Source organism: Nonomuraea sp. NPDC004354 (assembly GCF_053602555.1).
Genome location: NZ_JBSGDV010000003.1, coordinates 349,335 through 369,056, shown reverse-complemented (window position 1 = coordinate 369,056; position 19,722 = coordinate 349,335). Strand labels below are relative to the sequence as shown.

Sequence of the window (19,722 nt, the reverse complement as noted above, 5' to 3'; positions counted from 1 at the left end):
CTTCCCCTTGATCCTTCTTCCTTAGGTAAGACTAACCTAACGGTTTGGGGAGTGTGCATGCGGCCGACACGCGCTCAGAGGGTCAGGGCGTGCCGGGCCGCCGCGAGCGCCGCCGCCCGGTCCTCGGGGACCAGCCCGATCCTGGTGCGCCGGTCGAGCAGGTCGGCCTCGTCCAGCGCGCCCTCGTGCCGGACCGCCCACACCAGTTCGCCGAGCGTACGGCCCGCGCCCACCGGCTCGGGATGCCGCTTCACCAGCTCGTGGACGGCCGCCGCCTCGCCGCCGTACCGAGCGACGAGGTCCGCGGGGCCGCCCGCGAGCCGGGCGCCGACCAGCGGCAGCCGATCCGACACGCACGGGCCCGCCGGCAGCGCCCGCCGCGAGACGGCCAGGTCCACGGCGTCCTGCGCCATCCGCCGGTAGGTGGTCAGCTTGCCGCCGGTGACGGTGACCACCCCGTCCGCCGACATCAGCACCGCGTGCCGGCGGGACAGGTCGGCGGTGCGTCCCTCGGCCTCCAGGAGCGGCCTGAGACCCGCGTAGGCGCCCGCCACCGCGCCGCGGTCCACGGGGACCTCCAGGACCGTGTTCAGCACGCTCAGCAGCGCCGTGACGTCCTCTTCGGGCACCTCCGGCACGTCGGGGACCGGGCCGTCCACCGGCTCGTCGGTGAGACCGACGTAGACCCGCCCGTCGTGCTGGGGGAGGACCAGGGCGAACCGGTTGCTCTCGCCGGGTATGGGCACGTGAAGCCCGGCGCGCAGCCCGGGCAGCGTCTCGCCGCGCAGCACCAGATGGGTGCCGCGCGAGGGGCGCAGCCTGAGGTCGGGGTTGAGCAGGCCGGCCCACACGCCCGCCGCGTTGATCACCGCGCGGGCCCTGATCGTGAACGTCTCGCCGGTCAGCTCGTCGCGCACCTCGGCGCCGTCGCCGTGCAGTTCCAGGGCCCTGCACCTGGTCAGGATCCGGGCGCCGTGGCCGGCCGCCGTCCGGGCGATCGCCACCACCAGGCGGGCGTCGTCGACGAGCCTGCCGTCCCACGACAGCAGCGCCCCGCGCAGGCCGTCGCCGCGCAGGGGCGGCGCCAGCTCCCGCGCCTTGGCGGAGGGCAGCCGCGACGGCCCCGGCAGCAGCCCGCGCGGCGTGCGCGCGGCCACGCGCAGCGCGTCGCCCATCCGGTAGCCGGTCATGACCAGCGCGGCCTGCGCCCGCGAGACCGCCGGGGTGAGCGGCAGCAGGTACGGCGCGGCCCTGACCAGATGCGGCGCGGTGCGGGTGAGCAGGATGCCGCGCTCGACCGCGCTCTCGCGGGCCACCCCCACCTGGCCCTTGGCGAGATAGCGCAGCCCGCCGTGGATCATCTTCGAGCTCCACCTCGAGGTGCCGAAGGCCAGGTCGTGGGCGTCGATCGCGGCCACCGTGAGTCCGCGGGAGGCGGCGTCGAGCGCCACGCCCGCCCCCGTGGCGCCGAGCCCCACGACCAGCACGTCGACGGTCTCGTGGCGGACCCGCTCCAGCTCGGCGAGCCTGCGCGCGGCGGTCAGGGAGGTGTTCGTCGCGGGTGTCATGCCAGATACCTCTCCAGGAGGGTCGTCAGTTCGGCGTCGAGGGCGTCGGGGTCGCCCATGGTGTGGGCCGACAGCAGGAACGACTGGGCGGTCAGCAGCACGGCGCGGGCCCGCGCCGGGCTCATGCTCCGCTCCAGGACCTCGAGGATCGCGTCGTGGCTGGCGCCCCTGCGCACGGTCAGGTACGGCAGCAGCAGTTCGGGGTCGACCTCGACGATCTTCCGCCACAGCGGGTGCTCCCGCAGCGTCCGCACGCCCTTGACCACGGCCGGCACGGGATCGCTCAGGTCGAGCTCGGCCACCACGCGCAGCCACTCGCGGGTCATCAGATCCGCCACCAGGCTGCCCACGTCGGGCCAGCCGCGATAGATGGTCATCCGCGACACCCCGGCCCGCCTGGCCACGTCGGTCAGCGTCGTGCGCCGCACCCCGTAGGCCAGCACGCAGGCACGGGCGGCGTCCAGTACGACGTCATTGTGACGAATTGCCGTCATGTGTCACAGTGTAAGGCGTGGAGAACGAACCGATGCTGTGGAGCGGCTGGGGCGACCCCGCCAAGGCCCGCGAGCTGCCCGACCAGATCCGCAGGCTCCTGCACGACCTCATGGGGGTGAGCGCGCCCGCGCCCGCCGTGGCCATCGACGAGGTGAAGCTCCCGCCGGCCTCGCTGCCCGGCGCGGCGCTGGCCGAGCTGCGGGAGGCGGTGGGAGCGGCCCACGTGCGCGACGACCACGAGGCCAGGGTCCGGCACACCCGCGGCAAGTCCACCCCCGACCTGCTGCGCATACGGGCCGGCGACGGCTCGGAGGCCCCCGGCGCGGTCGTCCTGCCTGGCTCGCACGAGGAGGTGCTGCGCGTCCTCGAGGTGTGCGGGCGACACGGCGTGGCGGTCGTCCCCTACGGCGGCGGCACCTCGGTCGTCGGCGGCGTGACAGGCGGCGTGACGGGCGACGTGACGGGCGGCGGCGTGATCGCCCTCGACCTGGCCAGGCTCGACCGGCTGGTGTCGGTCGACACCGAGTCGATGGTCGCCGAGCTGGAGCCCGGCCTGCGCGCGCCCGACGCCGAGCGGCTGCTGGGCGAGCACGGGCTCACGCTGGGGCACTTCCCCCAGTCCTACGAGTACGCCACGCTCGGCGGCTTCGCCGCCGCCAGGTCCAGCGGGCAGGCCTCGGCCGGGTACGGGCGCTTCGACGACATGGTCGTGGGCATGACCGTGGCCACCCCCACCGGGACGCTCGACCTCGGCCGGGCGCCCAAGTCCGGCGCGGGCCCCGACCTGCGCCAGCTGGTCCTCGGCTCGGAGGGCGCCTTCGGCGTCATCACCTCGCTGCGGCTGCGGGTGCGCAGGATCCCGGCCGAGACGGTCTACGAGGGCTGGCGGTTCGAGTCGTTCGCCGCCGGCTCGGCGGCGATGCGCGCCCTCGCGCAGGCGGGGTCGCTGCCCACCGTGCTGCGACTGTCCGACGAGACCGAGACGATGATCGGCCTGGCCAAGCCCGAGGCCATCGGCTCCGGCGACGCGGGCTGCCTGCTGATCGCCGGCCACGAGAAGGACCGGCAGCCTGCGGCGGCCGTGCTGGCCCAGGCGGGCGGCACCTACCTGGGCGCCGAGCCGGGGCAGGCCTGGGCGCACGGCCGCTTCGCCGCGCCGTACCTGCGGGACTCGCTCCTGGCCGCCGGCGCCACCGTCGAGACGCTGGAGACCGCGACCTTCTGGGCGAACCTGCCCAGGCTCTACGACGCGGTACGGCTGGCGCTGCTCGGCGCGCTCGGCACGCCGCTGGTCATGTGCCACATCTCGCACGTCTACGAGACCGGCGCGTCGCTGTACTTCACCGTGGTGACCGGCCACGGCCTGGCCGCATGGGAGAGCGCCAAGCGGGAGGTCAACGCCGCGATCGTCGCCGCCGGCGGCACCATCTCGCACCACCACGGCGTCGGCAGGGACCACCGGGAGGCCTACGCGGAGGAGATCGGCCCGCTCGGCGTGGAGATCCTGCGCGCGGTCAAGGAGCGCCTCGACCCCGCCGGGATCATGAACCCCGGCGTGCTCATTCCTTCTCCGCCTCGACCAGCAGGATGAACGCCTCCTCCTTCCGGCCGAGCGCCGTCAGCACCTCGGCGGTGCAGCCCAGCGCCATGACCAGCGGCGCGCCGCCGAGGCTCCTGGCCAGCTCCAGCGCCTCCTCCGCCAGCGGCAGCGCCCTGGCCGGCCGGCCGCGCGACATCAGCAGCCCGCAGCCCGCCCGTAGCGCCCTGACCAGCAGCCCCGTGTGCGTGACGGGATCGCGGGCCGCCAGTGCGCGCGCGCCCGCGATCGCCCTTTCCGTCGTTCTCATCGCCGCACCGCCGAACCCCCGCTGCGTCGCGGCATAGGCGAGCAGGCCCTCGACGGCGTCGGCGCTGATCCCATCCCCTGAACCGGTGCGGGCCATCCCCAGCCCCCCGCAGCATCGACAACCGCTTGCTTGGGGGTGAAGGCTACCGCACGTGGTCGCCTGATGACAGCTTCATGAGATCAGGTAAACATATGACCATGGTCGACGTCGCCGCAGAGCGTGGAAAGCGGTCCTCCTCCCGCACCTCGGAGGAGGGCGCCGGATGGCGGTGCCAGCAGATCGGAACCTACCGTGACCTGCGCCCGGACAACGACACCTTCTCCTGGCTCAACCCCCGGACCCTCTGGCGTTCGCGCAACGAGATCCTCGCCGGCCTGTTCGGCGACCCCTCGGGAGAGGTACGGCGGCGCTGGGTCGAGGCGCAGCGGCGGCGGGGCGTCGACGCCGACCTCAGGATCAGGCCGGGGCTCGGCAAGCGCTTCGGCTTCCTGCTCTTAGGTGATCCCGGCGAGGGCGACGCCTCCCAGTACGCGGTGGTGCCGGGGATGCTCGAGGTCGGCCGGGACACCTCCTTCGCCGTCATCGCCAGCGACGTGATCTATCCGACGGGCGCGGGCAACGAGTACCCGAACAAGTTCTTCCGGCCCTACAAGGACTACCCGGCGCCCGTCTACGCCGTTCCCGGCAACCACGACTGGTACGACGGGCTGGGCGGGTTCATGCGCGTCTTCTGCGACGCGCCGCCGCTGAAGCCCCGGCCGGACCGGGGCCCGCGCGGCCTGCTGTGGCGCAAGCCCGAGCCGATCGACGAGGCGGCCCTGGCCGCGGCCCGCCGGCTGCGCGGCGCGCCGGAGCAGCAGGCCCTCCAGCCGGCCTCCTACTGGGCGATCGAGAGCGAGAGCCTGCTGATCGTCGGGATCGACACCGGGATCCGCGGACTGATCGACAAGGACCAGGTCGCGTGGCTGCGCAGGACCTCCCTGGACCCGCGGCCCAAGATCCTGGTCACCGGCAAGCCGATCTACACCCGCAACGTCTACAAGCCCTCGCCGCTGGAGGGCGGCGGGACGATCGACGACATCGTCCGCGACCCCGCGCACCGCTATGTCGCGGCCATCGGCGGCGACGTGCACAACTACCAGCGCTACCCGGTCAGGGTGGGGGACCGGGTGATCCAGTACGTCGTCGCGGGCGGGTCGGGCGCGTTCATGCACGCCACCCACACCATCGAGCGCGTGGACGTGGCCGGCGTGCACGAGGACGACTTCAGGTGCTACCCGCTGCGGGGCGACTCGCTGTCGTTCTACAGCCAGTTGTACGCCAGGCGGCTGCGCATGCGGTGGCTGTACCTGACCCCGGCCGAGGCGGCCTGCATCATGGCCGACCGCGTCAAGAACACCCCGGTCAGGCCGATCCGCCCCGAGGTGACGATCACCCGGCGGATGCGGTGGGCGGCGCGCGTGCTCGGCGCGTGGCCGATGCCGCTGCGGCTGCCGGTGGGCAGGACCTTCCACCGGTCGCTGTCGGAGCTGTCCGACTGGGACACCCCGCCGTTCTTCAAGAGCTTCCTGCACCTGGACGTGACGCCCGAGGCGCTGACGCTGCGCTGCTTCGCGGCCACGGGGTGCCTGCCGCAGGAGCTCGACCCGCCGCTGGAGGACGAGGTGACCATCCCCCTGACCCCGTGACTCTATGACCCCGCGGCCCCCTGACTCCCCGGGACCCCGACCTCCTGGCCTTGTGACCGAGACCTCGTGACCTCCTGGGAGGCGCGGGAGAACTGTCGGTACGGCCTGGCAGGCTGGAGGCGTGTACGTCGCCCTGACCCCTGACTCCTCGGGCGGCGGGACGCTGCGCCCGATCGAGGGCCGGGCCCGCCGCGTCGCCGACCTCGCCGCCGCCGTCGGCGAGCTGGAGCCGCGCCGCCCCCGCTGGGTCTGGGCCGACGCGCGGCAGGTCTACCCGGCGCTGCTGGCGGCGGGCGTGCGGGTGGCGCGCTGCCACGACCTGGCGCTGACCGAGGGGCTGCTGCTCGCCCACGAGGGCAGGTACGGCGAGCCGCGCTCGGCCGAGGCCGCCCACGCCAGGCTCCACGGGCTTCCGGTGCCCGACGACGGCGGCGGGCCCGCGGCCAGGCAGGACACCCTGTTCGAGCCGGAGCGGGCCGAGCTCGGCGCCGACGCGCTGGCCGAGGTGCTGCACGACCAGCTGGCCAGGATCGAGGCGCTGCCCGACCCCGGCCGCTTCCGGCTGCTGGTCGCCGCCGAGTCGGCAGGGGCGCTGGTCGCCGCCGAGCTCGGCCACGACGGCATGCCGTGGCGCAGAGACGTGCACGACGACCTGCTCACCGAACTGCTCGGCCCGCGGCCCGTCCACGGCATGCGGCCCGCCAAGCTGCAGGCGCTGGCCGACCAGGTGTCGGCCGCCTTCGGCCACCCCGTCAACCCCGACTCCGTGCAGCAGCTGGTCAAGGCGTTCAAGACGGCGGGCGTGGCGGTCAAGACCACCAGGTCGTGGGAGCTGAAGAAGATCGAGCATCCCGCCGTCGCGCCGCTGCTGGCCTACAAGGAGCTGGCCAGGCTCCACAGCTTCCACGGCTGGGCGTGGGCCGACCAGTGGGTGCGCGACGGGCGTTTCAGGGCCGAGTACGTCGTGGGCGGCGTGGTCTCCGGCCGCTGGGCCACCAGCGGCGGAGGGGCGTTGCAGATCCCCAAGGTGATGCGCAGGGTCGTGCTGGCCGACGAGGGGTGGGCGCTGATCGTGGCCGACGCCGCCCAGCTGGAGCCGCGGGTGCTGGCCGCCATGGCGGGCGACAGGGGCCTGGCCACCGCCGCCGGCGAGATCGACCTCTACTCCGCGCTGGCCAAGGCCTTCGGCGGCGAGCGCGACCACGCCAAGATCGCGATGCTGTCCGCCATGTACGGCGGCACCAGCGGCGACGCGCCCAAGCTGCTGGCCGTGATGCGGGAGCGCTTCCCGCTCGCCTACCGGTTCGTGGAGGACGCGGCCAAGGCGGGGGAGGAGGGCAAGCTCGTCAGGTCGTGGCTGGGCCGTACCAGCCCGCCGCCGTCCCAGCGGTGGAAGCAGCTCGTCTCGGGGCCCGACGGGGCGCGTGCGGCCCGCGACCGGGGGCGCTTCACCCGCAACTTCGTCGTCCAGGCCACGGCGGCCGAGTGGGCGCTGGCCCTGCTGGCGGTGCTGCGCGGGCTGCTGCCGGAGCCGGCCAGGCTGGTGTTCTTCCAGCACGACGAGGTGATGGTGCACTGCCCGCTCGACCAGGCCGAGCAGGTGAGCGCCGCCGTGGCCGCGGCCGCCGCCGAGGCGACACGGCTGCTGTTCGGGGCGACGCCGGTGCGCTTCCCGATGGAGACGGTGACCGTCTCCTGCTACGCCGACGCCAAGTGAGCGTCAGGCCGCGGGTGCCGCCTGACCCGGCCGTCCGCGCAGCACCAACCAGCCGCCCGTGATCGTGACCATGACGCCGACGACCAGACCGAGCACGCCGTACGACAGCGCCCCCACGATCGCGCCCGCGACGATCGTGCCGGTCGCGCCGCAGACGTTCATCAGCAGGTCCGACAGGCCCTGCACGGCGGGACGGCGTTCGATCGCCACCGACTCCGACAGCATGGCCGAGCCCGCCACCAGCCCGCACGACCAGCCCACCCCCAGCAGGACGAGCCCCACGGTGACCTGGCCGACGCCGTGCCGGCCCGCCGTACCGGCGAGTGCCGCCGCGGCCAGCAGCAGCGCCATGCCGAGCACCAGCACGGGCACCTTGCCCAGCCGGTCGGCGAGCCAGCCGACCACCGGCGACAGCATGAACATGCCCGCGATGTGCAGGCTGAGCACCAGCCCGATGACCTCCAGGTCGGCGCCCCCGTGGTCCAGGTGGACGGGCGTCATCGACATCACCGACACCATCGCGGTGTGGCTGACGGCGATCGCGAGCAGCGCCCTGCGCGCGGTGGGGGTGGCGCGCAGGGTGTCCCAGGCGTCCCTGATCGTCCTGGATCCCGCCATGGACGGTGTGTCGGTGCCGCTCAGCTGCCTGGCGAGCGTCAGCGGATCGGGGCGCAGGCCCACCACGACGATCAGCAACGCCACGGCGAAGGAGAGCGCGGCGACCGCGAACGGCCCTGCCGCGGGCACCAGCCCCAGGTCCCTGCCGATCGTGTCGGCCGGCCCGGCCAGGTTGGGACCGGCCACCGAGCCGATGGTCGCGGCCCACACCACCAGCGACAGGTGCCGGGCGGCGTGCCCCTGCGGTGAAAGGTCGGTGGCCGAGTAGCGGGCGGCGAGGTTGCCCGCGCTGCCGCCGCCGACCAGGACCAGCCCCGCGAGCAGCAGCGGCCACGAGCCGACGGTGATCGCCAGCACCGAGATCAGGCACCCGGTCAGCGCCGCCAGGTACGCGAGGCCGAGCCCGGCCCTGCGCCCGCCCTTGCCCGACACCTTCGCCGCCGGAAGCGCCAGCAGCGCCGCGCCGAGGACGGTGGCCGTGCCGGCCAGTCCGCTGACCGCCTCGGAGCCCGACAGCCGGAAGACGACGAGCGAGCTGAGCGCCAGCCCGACGGCCACGCCGACGCCTCCGGTGATCTGGGCGGCGGAGAGCACGGCGAGGGTACGGCGCTGCACGCCCTGTACTGACGACACTGACGGTTTTGTCGGGCTGGTGGTCACCGGTGAAGTGTCGCATAACCTCCAACATCATCCCAAAGCGGACGATCTGGCGGGGCGGGGGGCCGGGACGCCCGGCCGCGGGCGGGGCGGGAGGTGGTCGGCCGCGGGTCGGCCGGGAGGTGACCGGGCAGTCCGGAGGCGGTCGGGAGGCGATCAGGAGGCGGTCACGGGGTCGCCGGCGCGGATCACGCCGGGACCGTCGGGGATGAGGTTGACCGCGAACAGCAGCTTCCTGTCGATCTTGCGATGCTTGCCGAGCGTGCGCAGCGGCTCCTTGCCTTTCTCCAGGGTGTCGGGGTCGATCGTGGTCAGGACGCACCTGGCGCACGGCTTGGTCACGCGGAAGTCCACCTCGCCGATGCGCACCCGCTTCCAGCCGTCCTCGACGAACGGCGCCTCGGCACCCGAGACGACCACGTTCGGCCGGAACCTGGTCATGGGCAACGGCGCGGGCGGCTCCTCGCCGCGTTCGACGGCCCCTTCGGCGATCCAGTCGTTCAGCTGGTCGAGGGAGGCGATCGAGGCCAGCAGCAACGGGTAGCCGTCGGCGAGCGAGACCCGGTCCTCGGGCGTGCCGTACTCGGGGTTCACCGGACGGCGGGTCGGATCGTCCAGCCACATGAGTCGCACGGGCCTGTCCACCAGGGCCGACAGCCACGCGGCCGCGTCGTCGCCGCAGTCGGTGAGCTTGACGCGGGTGCGCCACACCTGCGTGTCGCTCAGCTCGGCGGTGGGGGTCACCAGCAGCGGCGGGCGGTGGGGGCCGGTGAGCGTGAGGCGGCCGCCGGACAGTTCGGCCCTGCACGCCAGCAGCCTGGGCTCCTCCCTGGCGGTCAGCATCCCTCCGTCGGGGGTGGCGACCATGTAGCGGCGGTCGTCCTTCAGACCCCATGGCTCCACCTCGGCCTCGGTGACATCGTGGCCTCGGGTGGACTTGACCGGATAGAAATGGATGCTCGCCAGCTTCATGGCGTGACGGTAGCGCACCGGCGGACGCGCCACGGTGCCCGCCCCTGCCGCTGCGCGGGTCGGGCAGCAGCAGGGGAGGCCCCGCTGTCTCCGGGCCCGGGAGCACGGGGCGCCGCCTGCCGGGACAGCGGCTCGGGGCCTGCTCACTCCGGGCCCCGCTGTCTTCGGGCCTGGGAACGCGGGGCGTCTGCCGGGACAGCAGCCCCCGGGGTGGGGGCGGGTCAGGAGGTGGGGCGGAAGGTGTCGAGGAAGATCCTGCGGGTCTGGGCCTGGTCGTCCCACTGCAGCTGCGGCATGGTGAAGGTGATCTTGAAGGCGTCCCTGTCGTCCAGGGTGACGTAGCGGGTCAGCGCCTGCATCGGCACCCCGTTGCCCTGCGTGTACTGGTACTCCCAGTCGGCCGCCTTCCACGAGCGGTACTTCACCTGCTGCAGCTGGACCTGGATGTATCCGTCGACGCCGCCGTCGGCCTCCTCGCCGGTCAGCTCGGCCAGGCCGCCGTCCTCCTGTGGCGAGACCTGCTCGACGGCGATCTTCATGCCGGAGTCCTTGGGGCCGGTGAAGATCGCCTCCCCGCCCGACGCGGACAGCTTCCACGCCTCGGGTACGGCCGCGGTGAAGCCTTCGGGGGTGTGCTCCTTGAACCCGTCGGGTACGGCCACCGCCGCCATCGGCTGCTTGACCGGCTCGGAGGCGGCCGGGGTGGCATTGGCGACGCCAGGCTCGGACGGGGAGCCGCCCGAGGTGAGGAAGAAGACCGTGGCCGCGGCGACGCCGAGGGTGGCGACGACGGTGAGGATCAGGCGCGGGGTGGGACGCCCGCCGCGCATCCACCCGCCGCCGTCGGTGCTCCTCCTGCGGCCGGTGGCCGGGCGGTCGCGGCGGTCGCTGGCGCCGGGGCGGGGCTTCTCGTCCTGGGACAGCGGCCACGGGGCCTGGGCGGCCGAGTCGGGGCGCAGGCCGTCGGTCAGCGGCAGGATCGGCGGCGGCTCCGCGCCACCGCTCGCCGCAGCGGCCGACGCCGGAAACCCGCCCGACCCCGAGTGCGGAAACCCCGCCGACCCCGAGTTCGGAGCCCCGCCCGACCCGGAGACCGCGAACCCGCCCGATCCTGGGGTGGGGAAGCCGCCTGATCCTGGGGTGGGGAAGCCGCCTGATCCTGGGGTGGGGAAGCCGCCTGATCCTGGGGTGGGGAAGCCGCCTGATCCTGGGGTGGGAAACCCACCTGATCCTGGGGTGGGGAAGCCGCCCGATTCTGAGGTGGGGAAGCCGCCTGATCCTGGGGTGGGGAAGCCGCCCGATTCTGAGGTGGGGAAGCCGCCTGATCCTGAGATGGGAAACCCACCTGAACCTGAGGTGGGGAAGCCGCCGGACGCCGATGCCTGATGCGCGCCCGAGCCCGGGGCGGGCGACGTGCCGGACCCCGACGGGGCCGGGGTGGGGTAGGGATCGGAGGAACCGCGCGGCACCTCATGGCCGCGGGGGTCCGACGAGCTCCGCGGCGCGTCGTACCCTCGCGATCCCGGCGCGCCGCCCAGGGAGTCGTACCGGTGCGGTCCTGAGGCACCTCCCAGGGAGTCGTACCTGTCCGACCCCGAGGGCCCGCCCAACGAGCTGTACCCGTGCGATCCTGCAGGTCCGCCCAACGCGTCGTAGCCGGGCGACCCCGCAGGTCCGCCCAGTGCGTCGTAGCCGGGTGACTGCGCAGGTCCGCCGAGCGCGTCGTACCCGGGTGACCCCGCAGGGTGGCTCGGCGCGTCGTACCGGTGGGGGCCTGACGCGCCGCCCTGCGTGTCGAACTGGTGCGGTCCCGAGGGGCCGCCCAGGGAGTCGTGGCCGCCCGGCGAGTCGTACGGTCCTTGACCGCCCGCCGCGTCGAAACCGCCCATCGAATCGAAACCGCTCGTCGAGTCGTAACCGCTCATCGAGTCAAAACCACTCTTCACATCGGAACCACTGCTCGAACCGCCCGGCGGGCCGTCCACCGCCGGGTCGTAGGGAACCCGCACCGGCCCCGAGGGCGTCTCGACGATCCGCGAGGGCAACGGCCCCGACGGAGGGTCGAGCGGCGGCAGCAGGTGCGCGGGAGTCGAGTCCGACGGCGTCGGGATGGGCCCCGCCGATCGCGCGGCCCCGCCGCCGTGGCTGGCCAGGATCCGTTCGAGCAGGCCGGCGACCTGGGCCGCGTTCATCCGCTCGGCGGGGTTCTTGCGCAGCAGCCCCTCGATGACCGGCAGCATGGCCCCGGCCCGCTGCGGCTTGACCGGCTCGTGCGTCAGCACCGCGCCGAGCACGGCGATCGCGTCGGGCCCCTCGTACGGCGGCCGCCCCTCCACGGCCGCGTAGAGGGTGGCGCCGAAGGACCACAGGTCGGCCGCCTGCGTGATGGGCTGTCCCGACAGCCGTTCCGGCGGGACGTAGGCGGGCGAGCCCATGAGCAGGCCGGTCTGCGTGATGGACACGTCGCCTTCGATGGCCGCGATGCCGAAGTCGGTCAGCACGACCCGGTCGGCGGTGAGCAGGACGTTGCCGGGCTTGACGTCGCGGTGCAGGATCCCGGCCGCGTGCGCGTGCCGGAGCGCGTCGAGCACCCTGATGCCGATCTCGGCGGCCTGGACGACGGGCAGCGGGCCGCTCCGCCGTACGGCCTGCTCCAGCGACCACGCGCGGACCAGTTCCATCACGATCCACGGCCGGCCGTCCTCCTCGACCACGTCGTGGACGGTCACGATCCCGGGGTGGCCGAGCCGCGCGGCCGAGCGGGCCTCGCGCATCATGCGCCGGTGCGCCACCTGCTTGCCGGCCTGGTCGAGCCCATAGGGAAGGATCAGCTCCTTCACCGCGACGGGCCGGTCGAGCAGCACGTCGTGCGCGTGCCACACCATGCCCATGCCGCCTCTGCCCACGGGGGACAGCAGCTTGTACCTGCGACCGATGAGACGACCCCGGCTCTCGGCGCCCCCCGGCGCACCAGGTCCCTCGGCAGGGACCTTTCCGAGCAAGCGGTCAGACATCTCCCGCCCCCTACCTATTTCCCCTACGCCGAATTGCGAGGTTCGCCACCATATCGGCATGCGATTAGTAAACGGAAGTCGACACGCGATCAACGTAATCAAACGGCCGGCAATGGGCGGGTGACCAGCGAGAATACGGAAACTGCTAATTGATCACTTATCGAATGCGAGTGCGTTGAGCGCGGCAATGAAGGCTTCGGCGGGCGGGTTCACCAGCCCCGCGCCGACCTGTCCCGTTCCCGCGACCTTGCCGGCGATACCGGTGTTGACGACGGGCAGCAGCCCGGTCCTGGCCACCAGGACCACGTCGATGCCGACGGGCGTGCCGCGGAAGCCGAGCCCGGGGATCTGGTAGGCGGGATGCTCGGCGAGCGTGATCTCGTACATCGAGCGGGTGGCCGTGATCGCGTCGCCCACCTCGCCGCCGACGAACCTGACGATGGCGGGCGCCGCGGCCATGGCGAAGCCGCCCAGGCCCGAGGTCTCGGTGATCGTCGAGTCGCCGATGTCGGGGTTGGCGTCGTCGGGGCCGTACGCGCCGAGGTAGAGGCCGTCGGGGACGCCCGCGGGCCCGGTGAACCAGCGGTCGCCCAGCCCGGAGACCTGCACGCCGAAGTCGGTGCCGTTGCGGGCCATGGCCACCACCAGCGACGAGCCGGGCACGCCGCGGGCGGCGTCGGTGCTGACCTTGCCGGCGGCCATGGCCGGGTTGAGGAAGAAGTGGTCGTTGCCGGCGGCGAAGCGCAGCACCTCGGCGGCGCGCGCGGGGGCCGCCTCGACCAGCGCGGGCGCCAGCTCGCGCAGGAACAGCGAGGTGGCGGCGCGGTTGCGGTTGTGCAGCTCGTCGCCCATCTGCAGCGCCTGCGCGATCATCGCGCGCAGGTCGACGGGGCCGCTGATCCGCAGCGCGTCGCGCAGGGCGGGGCCGAGCACCTCGCCCATCCAGCGCAGCCGGTCGAGCACCTCGGGGCCGTAGGCGCCGTAGCGGAGCACCTTGCCCAGGCCCTCGTTGAGGGAGCAGTAGGCGGTGCCGCCGTGCTCGGCGTCACGCACCTCGAACAGCCACATCGACGGGCTGACCACGCCCGCCATCGGGCCGACCGTGCGGTGGTGGTGGCAGGAGTCGAGGGTGACCTCGCCGGCCGCGAGGCTGCGCTCGGCCTCCTCGACCGTGGCGGCCAGGCCCTCCAGGAGCATCGCGCCGATCAGCGCGCCGCGCAGCGGGCCCGAGGCGCGCTCCCAGGTGATGGGCGGCCCCGCGTGCAGGAAGGTCCCGCGGGGCAGGCCCAGCGCGTCGGCGGCCGGCCGTACGTCGACCAGCTGGGGGCGGGCGCTCAGCAGGCGGGCGACGGCCGCCTCGTTGGCGGCGGCCCTGCGCGGGTCGGCCAGCACCCTGGCCAGCGCGTCGGCGGTGCCGGGCAGCGGCGGCCGCCAGTCGACGGCGGTCCTGGGCACGGCCTGGGCGTCCAGCGCCTGGCCGAGCAGGTCGGCGCCGACGGTGACGACGTGCGGGTCGACGGGCAGCAGGCTCACGTGTCGCTCCCTGCGGCGTGCCGGGCGGCGTGGGCGTTGGAGGTGAAGACCGACGCGCCCGCCTCGTGCAGCGCGGCGGCCTGGCGGAGCAGCCCCTGCGGGTCGTTCTCGGTGCCGACCAGGGCGACCACCACCTGGACGCCCCTGCCCGCCGCGGCCTCGATCGCCGGGGCGAGCCGCAGCGCCGGGTCGGGGTCGGCGCCGTGGCCGAGCACCACGTCCATCAGCGCCACCTCACCGGGCCGCACCTTGGTGAGGGCTTCCAGCCTGAGCGTCGGGTCGATCATCGGGTGCGCCCTGCCCCGCGTGAAGACGTCGTCGCCGTAGTCGACGAAGCCGCCGGGCGTGATCAGCGACGCCTCGGTGCACAGCGTGCCGCCGGAGTACAGGCCCCTCACCGGGCCGCGGGCGACCGGTCTGCTCCAGGACGGCCAGGCGGGCGGCGTGCGGCCGAGCGCCTCCAGCGCGCTCTCCGCGGCCGAGGTGAGGTCGCCGCCCGAGGTGCCCAGCAGCGCCTGGACGACGGGCGTGCGCAGCTTCTCCACGACCTCCTGGACGGCCCGCGCCACCTCGGGCGCGGGCGGTTTGGAGATGAGCACGATCAGCTCGGTGGCCGGATCGTCGTCCAGCCGGCGCAGCGCCCGCATCGCCGACAGCCCGCCCACCTGGGCCGACAGGTCCCGGCTGCCCACCCCGAGCACGTGGCTGACGCCCACGCCCGCCAGATCGAGCAGGGAGGTCACCTGCTGGGCCCCGGTGCCGGAGGCGGCCACGACGCCGACGGGCCCGGGGCGCAGCACGTTGGCGAATCCGAGCCCCGCCCCGCCGATCACCGCGGTGCCGCAGTCGGGACCCATGACCAGCCCGCCGCGCTCCTCGGCCAGCCGCTTGAGCAGCACCTCCTGCTCCGCCGGCACGTTGTCGCTGAAGATCATCACCGGTACGCCGGCCTCGACGGCGTCGAGCGCCTCGGCGAAGGCGTGCTCGCCCGGCACCGAGACCAGCACGAGGTCGGCCGCGCCCGCCCTGATCGCCGAGCGGGTCGTGCGCGGCGGGACGTCGGAGGCGTGGGCGGGCAAGCGGCCCGACAGCTCCGTCAGCAGGCGGTCGAGCTCGCCTGACGCGGCCGCCACGTCCTGGGCCCTGATCGCCACCAGCAGCTCGGCCGCGGCCGGCGCGGCGGCGGGAACCTCGAAGCCCAGCTCCCTGGCCAGGTCGAGGTTGAGGGGTGTGGCCATCGCGATGACGGCCACGTCCACGCCCGGCATGGCCGACAGCGACTGGCTGACCCGCATCAGGCTCACCGAGTCGTGGTAGACGCCGGCGACCAGTTTCACCAGGGTGTTCATGGGGCCGCTCCGAGGGCCAGCACCGCGTCCAGACCGATGCGCACGCCCTGGGCCAGATCGGCGCCCGAGGTGTGGCCCAGGCGCAGCAGCCGCCTCAGCGCGGGCTCGAGCGGCTGCAGGCCGGCGATGCCGCGCAGGACGCCCGTCACCTCGGGGCTGGCCTCGCCTCTGGCGGCGCAGTGCAGGAGGGTCGCCGAGATCGGCGTGGTACGGGTGCCGGCGTCGAAGGTGACGGCGGCGGCCAGCCAGTCGGCCAGCCACACCGCCCGCCCGACCCGCGCGGCCGCGCCCAGGTGGCGCAGCGCCACCAGCAGGCCGGCCAGCACGTCGTCGCCGCTCGGCGTGAGGCCGGGGCCGAGCCCCACCAGCTGCTCGGCCGCGGTGACCGCGCGCACCAGCGACGCCTGCGCGCAGCCGGCCGCCAGCTGGGAGATGGCGGCGTTGCCCTCCAGCCCGGGTCTTCTGGCCGTCTGCGGCGACATCGCGGGTACGGCCCCGGCCAGCCGTGCGAGCTCCACGGGCGGCAGCGGAGGCGCCGGATCCCACCAGCGCCGCGCCTTCACCCGGTAGCGGCCGACCTCGATGACCCCGTCACCCACGACCGCCTCGTCGCCCACGCTCACCCGGGGCAGCTCGCCGGCCAGCACCACCGCGTTCGGCAGCCTGGTCGCCTCGCCGGTCACCATCGCGATCACCGAGGGCTCCAGCTGGGTCCGCACCTCCAGGTACACCCCCACCGGCACCGTCGCCAGCACGCGGGCGGGCATCCTGGCCGACTCCAGCACAGGGCGCACGGCCGCGCTGGCCGCCCCGGTGAGGTGGATGCGCGGCTGGACCCGTCTCTGCGTGCCGAGCGTCATGGACCCGACGGTAGAGCGGCCCCCCACACCTCCGTACGGAGAAATGTGCCAACACTCCATCAAAAGGTTGGCTCTTCCTGACACACAGGGTCATCGGTAACAATCGCCTCATGGAGCCACCTGTCCGCCTGGCCAGCACCGGAACGATCATCCACGGCGTTTCGGTGGGCGAGGTGCTGGGCGTCTCCACGCTGGCGAAGGCCAGACTGATCGCGGGGAAGGCGGGCCTCGACCGGATCGTCCAGCGGCTCAACGTGATGGAGGTCCCCGACGTCCTGGCCTGGGTCAAGCCGCACGAGTTGCTGCTCACCACCGGCTACCCGCTGCGCAACACCCCCCAGTCGCTCGACCGCCTGGTCGCCGACCTCGACGAGCGCGGCCTGGCCGCGCTGGCCATCAAGCTCGGCCGCTACCTGGACGAGCTGCCCGACGAGATGGTCGCCCAGGCCGACAGGCTCGGCTTCCCGCTGATCCTGCTGCCCGACGACGTCGGCTTCGACGACATCCTCAACCAGGTGCTCACCGACATCCTCAACCGGCAGGCGGCCGTGCTCGTCCGCGCGGAGGAGGCGCACCGGGCGCTGGTGCAGGTGGTGCTGGCCGGCGGCGGCCTCGGCGAGGTCACCGCCGAGGTCGCGGGGCTGCTGGACGTGGCCGTGGTCGCCGTCGACTGCGCGGGCAGGCTGCTGGCCGCCGCGGGGCCGCCCGAGCACGTGGCCGCCCTGCGCCGGCTGTCCGACCCCGCGGGCCGTACCGGGGACGATCCGGGGGGCCGTGCCAGGGGCGCCGATCCCACGGGCCGCAGCGGCCACTACGCCTCCGTCCCTGTCGTGGCGGGTGGCCACCACCACGGCAGGATCCTCGCCCACAGCCCCGCGGGCGTGATCCGCGACAGCGACATCGGCATCCTGGAACGTGCCGCCACCGTCGCCGCGCTCGTCATCACCCGGCAGGACGCGGTCAACGCGGTCGAGAGCAAGTACCGCGCCGACTTCCTGCGCGACGTCCTGACCGGCAGGGCGGGCTCGGCCGAGCGGATCGCCAACCGGTCGCGGGCCTTCGGCTGGGACCTCGAACGCCCCGTGACCGTCCTGGTCGCCGAGCTCGACCCGGAAGGCGACGAGCGCACCGCGCAGGACCGCCTGGTCACCTCGTGGACCTCCGCCATGCGCCGGCACGACCCGAACGGCGCGGTCGCCGGCTTCTCCCACGAGGTGGTCGCCGTCGTCGACGCCGCCGTGGACAGCGCGCGGGTGGCCAGGGACGCGGCCACGTCCTTCGCCGACGCCATCTCCGCCGGGACCTTCTCCACCGGCACCAGCCGTACCTGCCCAGGCGCCGACAGCCTGCCCGAGGCCTACGGCCAGGCGCTGAAGGCCGCCAGGGTCGGCCGCCAGCTGCACGGCCCCGGCGCGATCGCGCACTTCGACCAGCTCGGCGTCTACCGGCTGCTGTCGCTGGTCAACGACACCGCCGAGCTGCACGCCTTCGTGCGCGAGACGCTCGGAGCGCTGGCCACCGACGACGACAGCGACAACGCCGACCTGCGCAGGACGCTGCAGGTGCTGCTGGAGACGAACCTGAACGTCGCCGAGACGGCCAGGCGGCTGCACTTCCACTACAACACGCTGCGCTACCGCATCGGCAAGCTCGAACGCCTCCTCGGCAACTTCACCGAGGACCCCCACCTGCGCCTCAACCTGACCCTGGCCCTGCACGTGCTGCGCATGCGGGGCATCTAGGCTGGGGTGCGTGGATCTGGACTTCGAGCTCAACTCCGACTACATCCCGCTGTGCGACCTGCTGAAGTACTGCGGCGTCACCGAGACCGGCGGGATGGCCAAGCACCTGATCGCCGAGGGCATGGTGCTGGTCGACGGAGAGGTGGAGCTCCGCAAGACCCGCAAGATCAGGCCCGGTCAGGTGGTCACCGGCGAGGGGTTCAGCATCCACGTCGCCTGATGACCGCCCGGCTTCCCACTGCCTCTAAGGTTCTCTCCGACATCACGTAGGAGACGTAACCGCAGGTTGGGAAGTGGTCCGATGGCATTGGGATGGAAGCTGCACGGCGAGGGGAAGGCGCCGGCGGCCGGTGAGGTGGTCAGGCCGGGCGAGCGTCTGACGTGGCCGCGCATGGTGGGGTTCGGCGCGCAGCACGTGATCGCGATGTTCGGCGCGACGTTCGTGTTCCCGCTGGTCATGGGCCTGGACGCGAACCTCGCCGTCATGATGTCGGGGGTCGCGACGATCCTCTTCCTGCTGATCGTGAAGGGGAGGATCCCGAGCTACGTCGGCTCGAGCGCGTCGTTCGTCGGCGCGGTGGTGGCCATCAGGGCCGCCGGCGGCGGCGACGGCACCGTGACCGGCGCGCTGCTGGCCGTCGGCGTGGTGCTCGGGCTGGCGGGCCTGGCGATCCACCTGCTGGGCGTGCGGATCATCAACAGGGTCTTCCCCCCGGTCGTCACCGGCGGGGTGGTCATGCTGATCGGGTTCGGCATGGCCTACGTGGCGGCCGACGTCTACTGGCCGCAGGACCCGTGGGTGGCCCTCATCACGATGATCGCCACGTTCGTGTTCGTCGGCGTCCTGCGCGGCTTCCTCGGCCGGATCGGCGTGCTGCTCGGGCTGGTCTTCGGGTTCGTCCTGTCCTGGGTGTGGGACCGCGTGGGCGGGCCGATCACCTCGCCAGGCGGCGACGGGAAGGTCACCGAGCACTTCAGGGTGAGCTTCGACCAGGTCGCCGCGGCCGACTGGATCGGGCTGCCGACGCTGCACGGCCCCGTGTTCGAGGTGTCGGCGATCGTGCTGGTGCTGCCGGTGGTCATCGCGCTGATCGCCGAGAACGTCGGCCACGTCAAGGCGGTCGGCGAGATGACCGGCACCGACGTCGACCCCTACCTGGGGCGGGCGGTCATGGCCGACGGCGTCGGCACGGTGGTCTCGACCGCGGTCGGCGGCCCGGCCACCACCACCTACGCGGAGAACATCGGCGTCATGGCGGCGACCAGGGTCTACTCCACGGCCGCCTACTACGTCGCGGCGGTGATCGCGATCCTGTTCGGGCTGTGCCCGAAGTTCGGCGCGCTGGTCGCCGCCACGCCCGGCGGCGTGCTCGGCGGCGTGACGACCATCCTGTACGGCATGATCGGCCTGCTCGGCGCCAAGATCTGGATCGAGAACAAGGTCGACCTCGACGACCCGGTCAACCTGGTGCCGGTCGGCGCCGGCGTCATCTGCGCGATCGGGCCCGTGGCCTTCCCCGTGACCGGCACCTTCGCCCTCAGCGGCATCGCCCTCGGCACCGTCGTCGTGCTGGCCGGCTACCACGCGCTGCGCGCCGTCAACAGGAACTGACCGCCCTGGTCGGGGGTGGGGGTCTGTGCCGCGGGGTACGGCGTGCGGTA

The 19,722-nt window shown here is 73.5% G+C and carries 15 protein-coding genes; 6 read left to right on the top strand and 9 right to left on the bottom strand.

What is annotated here, in order from left to right:
* Window positions 1-74: 74 nt before the first annotated feature.
* Together ACWENQ_RS12405 and ACWENQ_RS12400 are read right to left on the bottom strand one after the other, a co-directional pair.
* Window positions 75-1,568 (bottom strand): glycerol-3-phosphate dehydrogenase/oxidase, encoded by a 1,494-nt coding sequence (locus tag ACWENQ_RS12405; RefSeq protein WP_452414144.1) that lies wholly within the window; start codon window positions 1,566-1,568, stop codon window positions 75-77.
* Window positions 1,565-2,062, bottom strand: a complete 498-nt coding sequence (locus tag ACWENQ_RS12400; RefSeq protein ID WP_354904278.1) for a TetR/AcrR family transcriptional regulator — start codon at window positions 2,060-2,062, stop codon at window positions 1,565-1,567. The genes ACWENQ_RS12405 and ACWENQ_RS12400 overlap by 4 nt, the downstream gene beginning before the upstream one ends.
* 32 nt (window positions 2,063-2,094) lie before the next feature.
* On the opposite strand from ACWENQ_RS12400, the gene ACWENQ_RS12395 reads away from it, so the two are divergent.
* Window positions 2,095-3,654: an FAD-binding oxidoreductase gene (locus ACWENQ_RS12395; protein WP_452414521.1), complete on the top strand. Its 1,560-nt coding sequence runs from the start codon at window positions 2,095-2,097 to the stop codon at window positions 3,652-3,654.
* Here the strand turns inward: ACWENQ_RS12395 and ACWENQ_RS12390 are convergent.
* Window positions 3,623-4,006, bottom strand: a complete 384-nt coding sequence (locus ACWENQ_RS12390; protein ID WP_452414143.1) for a hypothetical protein — start codon at window positions 4,004-4,006, stop codon at window positions 3,623-3,625. The genes ACWENQ_RS12395 and ACWENQ_RS12390 overlap by 32 nt on opposite strands.
* A gap of 95 nt (window positions 4,007-4,101) precedes the next feature.
* Between ACWENQ_RS12390 and ACWENQ_RS12385 the strand changes: the two genes are divergently transcribed.
* Both ACWENQ_RS12385 and ACWENQ_RS12380 read left to right on the top strand, forming a co-directional pair.
* Complete coding sequence (locus ACWENQ_RS12385; RefSeq protein ID WP_449924202.1) at window positions 4,102-5,598, top strand: metallophosphoesterase family protein; 1,497 nt, start codon at window positions 4,102-4,104, stop codon at window positions 5,596-5,598.
* Window positions 5,599-5,719: 121 nt separating this feature from the next.
* Window positions 5,720-7,315 carry a bifunctional 3'-5' exonuclease/DNA polymerase gene (locus ACWENQ_RS12380; RefSeq protein ID WP_452414141.1) on the top strand — a complete coding sequence of 532 codons (1,596 nt, stop codon included), beginning with the start codon at window positions 5,720-5,722 and terminating at the stop codon, window positions 7,313-7,315.
* A gap of 3 nt (window positions 7,316-7,318) precedes the next feature.
* On the opposite strand, the gene ACWENQ_RS12375 is transcribed toward ACWENQ_RS12380, so the two are convergent.
* The 6 genes from ACWENQ_RS12375 to ACWENQ_RS12350 all read right to left on the bottom strand — a co-directional run bounded on the left by ACWENQ_RS12375 (window position 7,319) and on the right by ACWENQ_RS12350 (window position 16,318).
* Window positions 7,319-8,566 carry an MFS transporter gene (locus ACWENQ_RS12375; RefSeq protein ID WP_452414140.1) on the bottom strand — a complete coding sequence of 416 codons (1,248 nt, stop codon included), beginning with the start codon at window positions 8,564-8,566 and terminating at the stop codon, window positions 7,319-7,321.
* 180 nt (window positions 8,567-8,746) lie between these two features.
* Window positions 8,747-9,562, bottom strand: coding sequence for an MOSC domain-containing protein (locus tag ACWENQ_RS12370; RefSeq protein WP_452414138.1), 816 nt, complete (start codon window positions 9,560-9,562; stop codon window positions 8,747-8,749).
* A 221-nt stretch (window positions 9,563-9,783) separates the two neighbouring features.
* Window positions 9,784-12,576, bottom strand: a complete 2,793-nt coding sequence (locus ACWENQ_RS12365; RefSeq protein ID WP_452414137.1) for a protein kinase domain-containing protein — start codon at window positions 12,574-12,576, stop codon at window positions 9,784-9,786.
* A gap of 153 nt (window positions 12,577-12,729) precedes the next feature.
* Entirely contained in the window at window positions 12,730-14,109 is a 1,380-nt protein-coding gene (locus ACWENQ_RS12360) for a DUF1116 domain-containing protein (RefSeq protein ID WP_452414135.1), read from the bottom strand.
* Window positions 14,106-15,458: an FdrA family protein gene (locus tag ACWENQ_RS12355; protein ID WP_452414134.1), complete on the bottom strand. Its 1,353-nt coding sequence runs from the start codon at window positions 15,456-15,458 to the stop codon at window positions 14,106-14,108. Before ACWENQ_RS12355 ends, ACWENQ_RS12360 begins: the two co-directional genes overlap by 4 nt.
* Window positions 15,455-16,318: a DUF2877 domain-containing protein gene (locus ACWENQ_RS12350; protein ID WP_449924182.1), complete on the bottom strand. Its 864-nt coding sequence runs from the start codon at window positions 16,316-16,318 to the stop codon at window positions 15,455-15,457. Before ACWENQ_RS12350 ends, ACWENQ_RS12355 begins: the two co-directional genes overlap by 4 nt.
* 110 nt (window positions 16,319-16,428) lie before the next feature.
* Between ACWENQ_RS12350 and ACWENQ_RS12345 the strand changes: the two genes are divergently transcribed.
* The 3 genes from ACWENQ_RS12345 to ACWENQ_RS12335 all read left to right on the top strand — a co-directional run bounded on the left by ACWENQ_RS12345 (window position 16,429) and on the right by ACWENQ_RS12335 (window position 19,672).
* Window positions 16,429-18,060, top strand: a complete 1,632-nt coding sequence (locus tag ACWENQ_RS12345; protein WP_452414133.1) for a PucR family transcriptional regulator — start codon at window positions 16,429-16,431, stop codon at window positions 18,058-18,060.
* Window positions 18,061-18,070: 10 nt separating this feature from the next.
* Window positions 18,071-18,280, top strand: coding sequence for an RNA-binding S4 domain-containing protein (locus tag ACWENQ_RS12340; protein ID WP_452414131.1), 210 nt, complete (start codon window positions 18,071-18,073; stop codon window positions 18,278-18,280).
* Window positions 18,281-18,361: 81 nt separating this feature from the next.
* Window positions 18,362-19,672: a uracil-xanthine permease family protein gene (locus ACWENQ_RS12335; protein WP_354904248.1), complete on the top strand. Its 1,311-nt coding sequence runs from the start codon at window positions 18,362-18,364 to the stop codon at window positions 19,670-19,672.
* Window positions 19,673-19,722: the final 50 nt, after the last annotated feature.